Raw genomic sequence first — 11,344 nt, forward strand, 5'->3', positions numbered from 1 at the left:
TGTTCATTGCACATATTATCGAATTGTTATTTCTAATGTATAATCTACATACCATTTGTTATTTTGGGAAGCACAAAAAATAACAAAATAATACAACAACAACGCAAATAAACAGCCGATGTCATCATGATCGAAACCCGGCTCCGGAAAACCATCCGAAGCCGGGTTCCTGCAGGGAACGGAGCGATGCTGCGCGCACCGCCGCCATCAGGCCAACGCCTTGATATCCTCTTCCACCGTACCGATACCGCCGATGCCGAATTGCTCGACCAGCAGCTTTGCCACATTGGGCGACAGGAAGGCCGGGAGCGTGGGGCCGAGCCGGATATTCCGGACGCCCAGATACAGCAGGGAGAGCAGCACGATCACCGCCTTCTGCTCATACCACGCGATATTGTAAACGATCGGCAGGTCGTTGATATCGTCCAGCCCCAGAGCATCCTTCAGGGCGAGAGCCACCAGCACGAGGGAATACGAATCGTTGCACTGCCCTGCATCAAGCACGCGGGGAATGCCGCCTATGTCTCCCAGCGGAAGCTTGTTGTACCTGTACTTGGCGCATCCGGCGGTAAGAATCACCGTATCCGGGGAGAGAGCCCGCGCGAAGTCGGCATAGTATTCGCGTGAGCCGAAGCGGCCATCGCAGCCCGCCATGACGACGAATTGGGAAATGGCGCCCGACCGCACGGCATCAAGCACCTTGTCCGCCAGAGCCAGCACCTGCGCATGGGCGAAGCCGCCCGTCACGCTGCCCGTCTCGATCTCCTGCGGCGGAGGGCATTGCTTCGCCAGCTCGACCAACGGCGAGAAATCCTTGCTTCCCGCTTCGTCTTGCCCGATGTGGACGCAGCCCGGATACCCGACGGTACCCGTGGTGAACAGCCGCGCCTTGCAGCTCTCGTCCGGAGGCACGATGCAGTTGGTCGTCATCAGAATAGGGCCGTTGAAGGAGCGAAACTCCTCCTTCTGCTTCCACCACGCATTGCCGTAGTTGCCCGCAAGGTGGGGGTATTTCTTGAATTGGGGGTACGAATGCGCCGGAAGCATCTCGCCGTGGGTGTACACGTCGATGCCTGTACCGGCCGTCTGTTCCAGCAGTATTTCCAGATCCCGCAGATCGTGGCCCGAAATGAGAATGCCGGGATTAGAGCGCACGCCGATGCCCACCTGCGTCATTTCCGGATCGCCGTAGCGTGATGTATTGGCCCGGTCGAGCAGAGCCATGCCGTCCACCCCGTATTTTCCGGCTTCGAAGGCAAGAGCCGTCAAATCCTCCGCCGGCATCGTCTCATCAAGCAAAGCGGCCAATGCGCGCTGCATGAAAACCTCGATCCCTTCATCCCGGCAGCCGAGAGCCCACGCGTGCTTGCAATAGGCGGACAAACCCTTCAAGCCGTAGGTCACCAGCTCCTTCAGGCTGCGCCTGTCCTCGTCTTCCGTGGACATCACGCCGATGCGGAGCGCCTTATCCTTCCAAACCTCTTCCGGCCCCTGCCACAAAGCGGCTTCGGACAGGCCGTCAAGGCCGATGGAAAGGGAAAGCTTCCGCTCCAGCGTAGCGCGGATGGCCGAGGCGACCGCTTCCTCGTCGAAATTGACATTCGTGATCGTGATGAAAAGATTGTCGTTGATCATCTCCGCCACGCGGGACGAAACGGGCAAACCCTTCTCCCGGCGGCGCACCGCGACTTCGGCCAGCCCCTTGGTAGTCCAGACGAGCATATCCAGCAGGGCGGACAATTCGGGCTTCTTCCCGCAAACGCCTATTCTGGTGCAGCCGGTGCCTCCGGCGGTTTCCTGGCATTGATAGCAAAACATATTCATGATGGTTGGAATGGTGGTCTTTATTGGTTCAGAATTTCACCTGCGGAGGGAACACGACTGTGAGCAGCATCTTGAAATCCGACTCGGCATGCACGGAATGTGGCACTCTGGCGGGCATGACGATGGACTCTCCCGCCGCCGGACGGAACTCGCGGCCGTCGATCACGATTCTCGCCTGCCCCTCCAGCACCTGCACCAGAGCATCGCCCCCGGCGGAATGGGTACTGAGGGATTCCCCCAGCGAAAAGGCGAACAGCGTGATGCGCACCCACTCGTTGGTGGACAGGGTCACGCTGGCGATCTGCCCCGGAAGGCAGGGGACCAGCTCCGGCAATGCCAGCACGGCCGACATCGGAATGTTTTTCAATTGGCTTTCCATTCCTCCAGCATAACCCGCTTCCCGGAACATTCCGTCACGGATGTGACGAAACCGAAGATTTCCCGGCCGTGCATGTCACAAAACCGGAGAAATCGGCACCGACAACCGGAAGCCCCCCTCATTCACCGTCCGCCAGCCGCTGCAAAGCCTCCCTGTCTCTGGGGCGAAGTTCCTTCCCCTCCACCAGCAACAGCCCCTCGCGTTGCATCTGCATCAGCTCGCGGGAAAGGGATGGGCGCGCCACACCCAGAAAATCCGCCATCTCCTCGCGCTTCATTCTCACGGGCCGCCCGCCGCAAGCTGCCTCGCGCTCCAGCAGGAACCCCGCAATCTTCCGACGCAGGCCGCCGGAAGAGAGAAGCTGCAACTTCCTGTTCAGCATGAACGCCTTTTCGGAAACGATCCTCAGCAGATTCATCATCAATCGGGAGTAATACGGACGCACCGCCGACAACGGATCCTCGAAAAAATCCCGGGAAATGCGAATCAACGCCGCCTGCCCATCCGCCACGGCATAACGGTCATAAGAACGCTTCTTCAAAAAAAGATACACGCCGCCGAGGGACTCACCCGGCCTATCCACCGTTGCGGCGATCATCCGGCGCCCCTCCTTCGAATCCCGGCAAATATGCACCGCGCCAGACAGCAGCACGAACAGAAACCGGGGTTCGTCCCCCGCATGGAACAGCACATCACCCCGCCCATACTTCACCACCTGCACAACCCCATCTTCCAGAAACTCGGCCAAATCCTGCCGGGACAGCCCCGCAAACAACGGAAACTGCATGAAAGCCGCCAGCCTGTCCGCATCGCTCTTCATCTCCATGGCATCCGCTCCTTCCTTTACCCGGCATGCCGCTCGATGCGGAACACATTGATCACATCCGCATCGGGGCAGCAGAACAGGCACACATTCGGATCATCCGTACCCGGCATGCTGCCGCCGTAGCGCAAAATATCCACATACGGGAACGCCACATGCATGGCCATCGGGCACAACTTCCCGCGCTCCGTATCGAAATCGAACGAATCTCCGACCCTGTGGCCCCGGTGGCAACCGCGCGGGCCCTTGCGATCCACCAGCGTAATCGTAATCCTTGGTCTTTCGGGCATAACCGCACCATCATGCACCGGAAAAAACGCCGCGTCTGTGATTCATATCACAGAAATTCGAGCTGCCTTCCGCTATATTGGCCCGCACAACCCACGCACCCCGGAAGAAAACCAAACAGGCCCTGCCAGCCGCTCCGCAGACAGAACTGCAGCCCGCATTCACCACACTGCACCTCCCTCCCATGCACACGCTCGAATACAGCTTCCTCGACGGCCTGATCCACCCCGCCCAGCTGCAAACGGCCCTCGCCCATGCGCCGCAGGCCTGCCGCCTCGCCTCCTTCTCCACCATCGCCATCCCCCTGAAATCCGGCACGGACGAACAGGCCGCAGCAGAAGGCGATGCACTTGCCGGAGCCATGAACCTCCATGCCGCCGCCGGAGAACGCGCCGCCGACATCTCCACCCTCCTCCTCCAAGGGAATGCACACGCCGAATGGACAGCATTCGCCTGCGAACTGAACGCCCTCTCCGAACCAGTCTCCTACCCCTACCACCAGATACGCAGCCGGGGGAAAATCGTCCATGCCTCCGCCCCCTCTCCGGAAACCCGCTTCGCCTCCCTGCACAAACGGAACCGCATCTGCCTCGAAACGCCGCCCCACCATGAACACGGCCTCTACGGCTGCGACTTCGCCTTCGTCGTCCCGAAAAACGACCGCCCCGGCGGCCACATCCACCTCTTCGCGGGCGGAGGCGGCGGCATCCACGGGGGCAGCCCCGCCCTCGCGCCCCGCCCGGCCTCATGGCTCGGCCTGTACCCCTGCGGCGAAGCCGTCCGCGCAGCGCAGCACCTCCTCGACCTCAACGCCGCGCACGGAGAACCGGACAACCCGCGCAAACGCCGCCTGAAATCCCTCATCGCCACGCGAGGGCTCGACTGGATCGGCGACCGACTCCGGCAGGCGGGCTTCACCCCATTCCTCGGCCACGCCCCCATCTTCCTCAGCTCGGGCGAATGGAGCGGCCACGGCGACGCCGACGAACTCCTCATCCCCGTCCCATCCGGCACTCTCGCAGACACTCCCGGCTACCCCCTCGCCACCGCCCTGCAGGAACACCTGCCCCTGCTGCAGCAACGCATCCGCCTCACACCGCAAGGCCACCTGCGCCTGCACCCCGAAGACCGCAACACGGCCCACCTCATCCACGCCCGCCTCAAAACTCCCGACGGCCACACCCCGCTCTCCATCGCCTCGGCGGCCTGCCGCGGCCTGCCCCACTGCAAACGGGCGCAAGCCGCCGCCTCTTCCATCAAACAGGAAACCGCCGCCGCTCTCGACGCACTGCTGGCCGCATGCGGGCTGGCCCGCGAACCGATCTCCTTCCGCATCTCCGGCTGCCCCAACGGCTGCTCCCGCCCCCTCTTCGCCGAACTCGCCCTCATCGGCAGGGCGGAAGGCATCTACGACCTCTTCGCCGGAGGCAGCAGGCAGGGAGACCGCACAGCCCGGCTCCTCCGGAAAGCCCTGCCCATCGCCGAATTCCCCGGCTACATGGAACCGCTCCTGCACCTGTATGCCGCACAAAAACGGCAACAGCCCGGCCTCACCTTCGGAGACTGGATCCTCCAGCACATCGACCGAATGGAAAACTCCGGCGGCGCATGAACCACAAACGGATTGCCCGGACGGAACGAACGCGCTACCATCGGAAAGCCGCACAGGCGGCTCATCCGGCATGAAAGACAATCGGGAACTCATCCGCCTCCGGGAACTCATCCTGCCGCACGGCGACGCCCACCGCTACCGCCAACACCAGCGCCTCTTTTACGAAGGCGACGAACCGCAAGCCGTCTACTGCCTCCTCTCGGGCCGGGTGCGGCTCGCCTCCACCTCCGCACAGGGCCGCGAATTCATCTTCGGCGAAATCAGGCCCAACCGCATCATCGGCCTCACCTGCTCCCTGGCCTCGACGCCGTACCCCTACACCGCCACCGCCATGGAAGACGGCGACATCCTCACCATCCCGGCCAGCATCCTGAACACCCTGATGGAAACACGGGCGGACATCGCCGCCCTCCTCCTCCGCACCCTCTCGCTCGAACACAACATCGCCACCCGCCGCCTCAAAAGCATCGTCTTCCACTCCGTCGAAGAACGGCTGGAAAACTACCTTCGCAAACAATTCGAACACCGCCGCAAACACGCCCGGACCGACACGATCGAACTCCGCTTCTCCCGCGAAGAACTCTCCGCCATGCTCGGCACCACGAGGGAAAGCGTCTCCCGCGCCCTCACCGCCCTCACTCGCCGCGGCCTGATCCGCGTACAGGGCAAAATGCTCCAATGCGCCGACCTCGACCTCTTCCTCCCGCCTCAACCGTAGAAAACGGAAAACGCGGGAGGCATGACACCTCCTCCCGCGCTTTCACCCACAACCTCCCCCATGCAAAAAGGGAGGAAAGCGAAACCATTATCCGTTCCGGACCACACGATCCATATCGAATTATCCAACCGACGGCCTCCTCGCATACTCCATGGCGCAGAAAAGGAAATAAATATTGCTAACGCTGAATCAAAGTAAAATTAGCCGTCACATTCTCACTTTTATCACTCTGCGATGCTTGAGATCTTACAGTGCCGGAGAATATGCCAGTATATGTCACCATATCCGCTTTATTCTGAAAGGCAAGATCTCCTGCTATTTCAAACCGTGTCGATTGGGATGATAGAACCGCCGACAACTTGCCTGAATTTTTGGCGCCATACTGATTAAAAGACCACTCTCCCGTCAGATTGGTTCCTTCAATCAAAGCAGACCCTCCGGGATTGAGACGTATAGTCTTATAACCGTCTATTTTCAGAGTTGAATAATTCCCTTCAACCAACTTATCCGGTATAATCTTTACAGTATCCGGTTCACTTCCACCTCCACCACCGCCCCCTCCGCCACAGCTGGCCAATGAAGTTGCGACAATGGCGAAACCCAGTGCTGTCATCAATTGTTTCGTATTCATGATTGTTGTTCTATTATACTTCTATGTGGAAGATCTTTCGTTCTGACGATTTCTTCCAGCCGAAACAAGCCTAGCGGATATTGTATCCGCCGTCTCTCTTAATTATTCACATATTATTTACAATAAATAAAAAGAAACAAATAATAATAAAGTTAAATGAACGAAAATTGATTTATTGAAAATCTATCCGATCCACTAATTCTTCCAAAACAAACAAATTTCCATCTTTCATCTTGACGGCGGATACAATATCCGTGTCGAACTCCTCACGGAGTGCGGCTGTTATGCATCTCAGACCATTTCTACGACCTCTGCGCCACACGCGGCACCATGATCCGCCTGCTGCAGCACGACATCGAATGCGAACGCGCCTACAAAGTGCATGAAGGCCGCCGCCCGAATATCGTGGACCGCATCAAGAACGGCGACATCGTCTTCATCATCAATACGCCCGGCTCGCACGACACCCGCGCGGACGAAATCGCCATCCGCGCCAGTGCCGTCGGCAATAAGATCTCGTATTGCACCAACCTTACCTCGGCACGCGCCTGTGTAACCGCCGTCCGCTGCATCAAGGGCAAAGTCGCAGGATTGAAAACCATTCAGGAATACCACGGAGTCTGATTCTTCGGTAAAACATCGATTTGTTGCCGGCCTTCCTGTTTTCTAACAGGAAGGCCTTTTTATTGGTGTTGATTGCCGAAATCGGTTGAATATATATCGAGCAATTGATAATCAGTCAGAATAATCTTGACTTTGGGTTATTTATTGTTTAGTAAAAAAACAACTTACACTGAACGTATCATGAAAAAAATCCTCGCTTCCGGCGGCGGCATGCTGGCTTTACTCATTTTTGCCACAGCCTCCGCTTCTCCCGTATTCGTCCGCAATGTCTCCGAGACCGGAGGATGGTATGATGTGAACAAGAAAGTCATGTGGAACGACTGGCCTCTGGAAAAACCGAATTGGTGGACAGATCCGACGCCAACAAAACCTGCGGAATACTACACCCAGCCAACTGACTCTCTAATGTGCTGGGCGGCGGCCGCTTCCAATATTCTGCAATGGTGGCAGGATACGAGAACCGATGTACCGGATACGGTTCCGAATGGATATGCTGCTACCTATAAGGCCATGCCCCAAGTGGCTCAGCTCTCCATTTATCAGGCTCTGACCCACTCGTGGAGCAATGGTGGAGGCCAGGTCGAGCAGGCGTGGAACTGGTGGTTCAATGGCGGCATGCTGCCGGATATCTATTTCAGCACATCCTCCCAGCTGGAGGCCACCGCCGCATACACGGGGGCGTACTGGTCGGACCTCGGTCTCGTGTTTGATAGCGCAGAAATTTCATCTCCGCTTTTTCAATCGTATTCCTTCTGGTCGGAAGGGGATATGAGGTACGAGGAACGATTTTCCGGGATTGTTAAAAGCTATATTGACAATAACTGGGGGACGACGCTTACTCTCCGATCGGAAACCGGCGCCCATGCCATTACGATGTGGGGATACGACGTCGATGCCGCCGGTGATCTAGTTTTGTATTTGACCGATTCGGACGACTATGCCATCGGCATGTACCGGCAGGCATTGAAAATGTCCGAGCGCGGGGATCTCTATCTGGATGGCATTGATTCCGAAACGGCACGGTATGCCTATGATCCGGAAAATTTCACTGGATGGGAATTGACGACGATACACGGATTGACTGCGCCGCTGGGTTCCCGTACGATCCCGGAACCTGCCGCCGCTTTGTTGTCGATTGGCGGATGCTGCATGCTGGCATGGAAACGCCGACGACGAGCGGAGTGAAGTGCTATCCGTGCGCCGGAGGCGTGATCTGCCGACGAAAAAGCCCCGCCGATGCAAAAGCGGAGCCGGGGCATTTCTTGACTGTTCGTTTCAAGCGCGTCTGCGGCGCCTGAAAAGCATGGACATGCCGAAGCAAAGGCTCAAGGCAGCTGTGGAGGCTTCGGGAATGGGCATGTTTTCCTGAATACTGAGCCCGGCCAGTGTGAAAGACTCCGAAGAGTTGGATATGGCTCCGAAGGTGAAACTTTCTGATCCGGTAAAATTGATTTTTATCAGTATGTCATCAGTAGTCAGTCCATGGAATGTGGTTCCAGCAGATGTGGCGTTGGATAAATCCAATGGAATGGCTTCTCCTGTTTCTAGATTCTGATAATAGGAGGCAGACTGAAAAGTGGCAGTATCGCTGAGATTGGTGTAGATTGTCATGCTGTCTTTCACAGAAGACATGAGCAAGGAGATGGAATATGTGTTGGTGGCTTTGAGATTGGAAAGACTAACGAAGCAAAATACATCACTGAAACCGCTCGACGTATTGATACCGTCCAAGGAAACATTTGTATTATTCCAAGTTAGATCAAGAGGAGTATTGGCTGGCGGGGTTTGACTATTGCTGGCATACGAGGCGCTGATGCCGGACGAGCTTCCTTTATTTGCAATCAAATCATTTATAGTGAATGTTATATGACCAATTGTCGTTTCATGGTCATCTTTTTCGCCAAGATGGTTTCTACCTGAGATGGCCTCGCTTGAATTGATACCGAAATCGAGGTAATAAGTGTTTTCGTTCTCCGAGGCGGTGAGTGTTCCGCATGCCAACATCGATAGTAAAAAATAAATACAACGCATAGCGGTATTATTATACGGATATTTAATCCGTTATGCATTTGCAATAAAATAAATATCACATATGGGAATTAAGTTAAATAAAATGCAATCCGTATGACCATCCTTCCTCTTTTCATTGCAATAGCTTAGAGTAATAATGTTATACATCGCGTTCTGTTCATAATGCTCACCTTGTGATGTATTACGTAACAAGTAATTGACGTACGGATTAAATATCCGCGCAATATTTCTATTTACAACCAAATGAATACATCGCATTTTATACAATAAAAACGCACAAAAAAGCCATTATTCCGCTCTAAACCAGCCCACAAAAAGCGCGTCCGCCGCGATGGCAACGGACGCGCTTGCAATCGAAAATCACACAAACAACCCGGTCACCCGATGGCTCTCGCCATGGCTTCCAGCCCTTTCAACAGGCGTTCGCGGGTAGTGCCGAAGTTGAAGCGCACATGCTGCGGGCAGCCGAAAGGCGCACCGGAATTGAGAAACACCCCGGCCTTTTCCATGAAGTAACCCTGCGGATCTTCCACGCCCAACGCAGAGCAGTCCATCCACGCCAGATAGGTAGCCTGCATGGGATGCATCGTGATGGCAGGCATATGCTCCGCTACATAGGAATACACGAGGTCGCGGTTGCGCCGCAGGTGCCGGATGAGCCTTTGCCTCCACGGCTCGCCTTCCATGTAGGCAGCGCGGGCAGCGACGTAGGCAAAGCAATTGATCTCCGGCAGAGTGCAGCCGATGGTGCGGCGAAAGGTATCGCGCATCGTATCGTCGGGAATGCAGGCAAAGGTGAAGCCCAGCCCGGCGATGTTGTAGGTTTTGCTCGGTGCCGTCAGGGTAATGCAACGGCGGCGCAGGCGGTCCGGCAGGCGCATGCAGGTGAAATGCTCCGACTGTTCGTCCAGTACCAGATCGCAATGGATTTCATCGGAGCAAAGAATCATCTCGTGCCGTTCGCAGAATTCGGCGAGGCGGGTAACTTCCTCTTCCGTCCATACGCGGCCCAGAGGGTTCTGCGGGTTGCACAGAACGAAGAGTCGCGCCGCAGGCTGCCACGCCTTTTCCAGAGCCTCCCAGTCGAACTGCCATGCACCGTCGTCCCACACATGCGGCACTTCGATGAGATCGCAGCCGGCATCCCTGTGGACAGAGCGAATGGGAGGATACACGGGGCTGCACGTCATCACGGCATCGCCGGGCTTGCACCACGTCCGCGCCACGAGGGAAAGTGCGGGCACGCAACCCGTCATCGGCACGCACCATTCCGGCCTGATGTCGGCATGGTGCCGGTCGTGCATGTAGCGGGTCAGCACATCGAACATGTCCGCAGGCGGGTAGGAATAGCCGAATATGCCGTGTTCGACACGTTCGTGCAGGGCTTTCAGGATGCATTCCGGGGACGGCGTGTCCATATCGGCGATCCAGTAGGGTTGCAATTCTGCATGGAGATCCCACTTAATGGAACCCGTGCCACGCCGCGGAATTTCTATATCAAAGATTTCCGTATGTTCTTCCATGGTGTTCTTTTTTCCGATTCTAACGGGTTCCCTGCGGGATGTCGAGGGAGAAAACCATGTATTTCAAGGGTTGAGCATGCCGCAGGCATGAAAAACGGAACAATCGGGAAAAGGAAGAGAGGGCGGTCAGACAATGGGCCGCACCGGAATGCCGCGCTCGGCAAAATAGGCCTTGGCCTGCGGCACGGTGTATTCACCGAAGTGGAAGATGGAAGCCGCCAGCACGGCATCCGCTTTGCCGCGTTCAAGCACTTCGACCATGTGGTCGAGGTTCCCTGCGCCTCCGCTGGCGATCACAGGGATGTTCACCGCCTCGCTGACGCGGCGTGTCAGTTCGATATCGTACCCGGTCTTCGCGCCGTCCGCATCCATGCTCGTAAGCAGGATTTCCCCTGCGCCGAGGCGGGCGACTTCCTTCGCCCACTCGACGGCGTCGAGTTCCACGAAGTTGCGGCCTCCGTGCGTGGAAACTTTCCACTGGCCGGGCGCGTAAAGTTTCGCGTCGATGGCGACGACGATGCACTGGGAGCCGAAGGCGCGCGCACCCTCGGTGACGAGTTCGGGGCGATGGATGGCAGCCGTATTCACGGATACCTTGTCGGCCCCGGCAAGGAGCATCTCGCGCATGTCTTCCACCTTGCGGATGCCGCCCCCGACGGTGAGCGGCATGAAGCACTGCTCCGCCGTGCGGCGGACGACGTCCACCATGGTGGCGCGGCCGTCCGACGAGGCGGTAATATCGAGGAAGACGAGTTCGTCCGCCTGCTGGCGGTCATAGGCGATGGCGCATTCCACGGGGTCGCCCGCGTCGCGAAGCTGCACGAAATTCGTGCCTTTCACGACGCGTCCGTTGGTGACGTCCAGACAGGGGATGATGCGCTTGGCCAGCAT

General features: G+C 57.1%; 12 protein-coding genes. 4 read left to right on the forward strand and 8 right to left on the reverse strand.

All coding sequences use genetic code 11. The features are described from left to right. Positions 1 to 207: 207 nt before the first annotated feature. The 4 genes from hcp to AC781_RS10085 all read right to left on the reverse strand — a co-directional run bounded on the left by hcp (position 208) and on the right by AC781_RS10085 (position 3,316). Positions 208 to 1,824 (reverse strand): hydroxylamine reductase, encoded by a 1,617-nt coding sequence (gene hcp, locus AC781_RS10070; protein WP_067777413.1) that lies wholly within the window; start codon positions 1,822 to 1,824, stop codon positions 208 to 210. 28 nt (positions 1,825 to 1,852) lie between these two features. After that, positions 1,853 to 2,203, reverse strand: a complete 351-nt coding sequence (locus AC781_RS10075) for a cupin domain-containing protein (RefSeq protein ID WP_067777415.1) — start codon at positions 2,201 to 2,203, stop codon at positions 1,853 to 1,855. Between the two features lie 118 nt (positions 2,204 to 2,321). Beyond that, positions 2,322 to 3,029: a Crp/Fnr family transcriptional regulator gene (locus tag AC781_RS10080; protein ID WP_083076935.1), complete on the reverse strand. Its 708-nt coding sequence runs from the start codon at positions 3,027 to 3,029 to the stop codon at positions 2,322 to 2,324. Between the two features lie 17 nt (positions 3,030 to 3,046). Then, positions 3,047 to 3,316, reverse strand: coding sequence for a TIGR04076 family protein (locus AC781_RS10085; protein ID WP_067777416.1), 270 nt, complete (start codon positions 3,314 to 3,316; stop codon positions 3,047 to 3,049). 77 nt (positions 3,317 to 3,393) lie between these two features. Between AC781_RS10085 and AC781_RS10090 the strand changes: the two genes are divergently transcribed. Next, positions 3,394 to 4,926, forward strand: a complete 1,533-nt coding sequence (locus AC781_RS10090; protein ID WP_067777418.1) for an assimilatory sulfite reductase (NADPH) hemoprotein subunit — start codon at positions 3,394 to 3,396, stop codon at positions 4,924 to 4,926. 70 nt (positions 4,927 to 4,996) lie between these two features. Further along, positions 4,997 to 5,644, forward strand: a complete 648-nt coding sequence (locus tag AC781_RS10095) for a Crp/Fnr family transcriptional regulator (RefSeq protein WP_067777420.1) — start codon at positions 4,997 to 4,999, stop codon at positions 5,642 to 5,644. A 178-nt stretch (positions 5,645 to 5,822) separates the two neighbouring features. On the opposite strand, the gene AC781_RS13780 is transcribed toward AC781_RS10095, so the two are convergent. Further along, positions 5,823 to 6,275, reverse strand: coding sequence for a hypothetical protein (locus AC781_RS13780; protein WP_071133370.1), 453 nt, complete (start codon positions 6,273 to 6,275; stop codon positions 5,823 to 5,825). A 273-nt stretch (positions 6,276 to 6,548) separates the two neighbouring features. On the opposite strand from AC781_RS13780, the gene AC781_RS10100 reads away from it, so the two are divergent. Both AC781_RS10100 and AC781_RS10105 read left to right on the forward strand, forming a co-directional pair. After that, positions 6,549 to 6,899, forward strand: coding sequence for a hypothetical protein (locus tag AC781_RS10100; RefSeq protein ID WP_071133369.1), 351 nt, complete (start codon positions 6,549 to 6,551; stop codon positions 6,897 to 6,899). Between the two features lie 180 nt (positions 6,900 to 7,079). Continuing rightward, a complete protein-coding gene (locus tag AC781_RS10105; RefSeq protein ID WP_067777423.1) occupies positions 7,080 to 8,084 on the forward strand; it encodes an IdeS/Mac family cysteine endopeptidase in 1,005 nt (334 codons plus the stop codon). A gap of 90 nt (positions 8,085 to 8,174) precedes the next feature. Here the strand turns inward: AC781_RS10105 and AC781_RS10110 are convergent, their stop codons facing one another. The 3 genes from AC781_RS10110 to hisF form a co-directional block, all read right to left on the reverse strand. Continuing rightward, on the reverse strand, positions 8,175 to 8,930 hold the full coding sequence (locus AC781_RS10110) for a hypothetical protein (protein ID WP_141675875.1): 756 nt from the start codon (positions 8,928 to 8,930) through the stop codon (positions 8,175 to 8,177). Between the two features lie 377 nt (positions 8,931 to 9,307). Further along, complete coding sequence (locus AC781_RS10115; protein ID WP_067777427.1) at positions 9,308 to 10,453, reverse strand: MalY/PatB family protein; 1,146 nt, start codon at positions 10,451 to 10,453, stop codon at positions 9,308 to 9,310. A gap of 126 nt (positions 10,454 to 10,579) precedes the next feature. Further along, positions 10,580 to 11,344: an imidazole glycerol phosphate synthase subunit HisF gene (gene hisF, locus AC781_RS10120; RefSeq protein ID WP_067777430.1), complete on the reverse strand. Its 765-nt coding sequence runs from the start codon at positions 11,342 to 11,344 to the stop codon at positions 10,580 to 10,582.

This window comes from Neoakkermansia glycaniphila (assembly GCF_001683795.1).
Classification (GTDB): domain Bacteria; phylum Verrucomicrobiota; class Verrucomicrobiia; order Verrucomicrobiales; family Akkermansiaceae; genus Akkermansia; species Akkermansia glycaniphila.

Coding starts and splice junctions, on each gene's coding strand:
- hisF (WP_067777430.1), bottom strand. CDS start 11,344: ATGCTGGCCAAGCGCATCATCCCCTGTCTGGACGTCACCAACGGACGC.
- AC781_RS10115 (WP_067777427.1), bottom strand. CDS start 10,453: ATGGAAGAACATACGGAAATCTTTGATATAGAAATTCCGCGGCGTGGC.
- hcp (WP_067777413.1), bottom strand. CDS start 1,824: ATGAATATGTTTTGCTATCAATGCCAGGAAACCGCCGGAGGCACCGGC.
- AC781_RS10080 (WP_083076935.1), bottom strand. CDS start 3,029: ATGGAGATGAAGAGCGATGCGGACAGGCTGGCGGCTTTCATGCAGTTT.
- AC781_RS10085 (WP_067777416.1), bottom strand. CDS start 3,316: ATGCCCGAAAGACCAAGGATTACGATTACGCTGGTGGATCGCAAGGGC.
- AC781_RS10095 (WP_067777420.1), top strand. CDS start 4,997: ATGAAAGACAATCGGGAACTCATCCGCCTCCGGGAACTCATCCTGCCG.
- AC781_RS13780 (WP_071133370.1), bottom strand. CDS start 6,275: ATGAATACGAAACAATTGATGACAGCACTGGGTTTCGCCATTGTCGCA.
- AC781_RS10110 (WP_141675875.1), bottom strand. CDS start 8,930: ATGCGTTGTATTTATTTTTTACTATCGATGTTGGCATGCGGAACACTC.
- AC781_RS10105 (WP_067777423.1), top strand. CDS start 7,080: ATGAAAAAAATCCTCGCTTCCGGCGGCGGCATGCTGGCTTTACTCATT.
- AC781_RS10075 (WP_067777415.1), bottom strand. CDS start 2,203: ATGGAAAGCCAATTGAAAAACATTCCGATGTCGGCCGTGCTGGCATTG.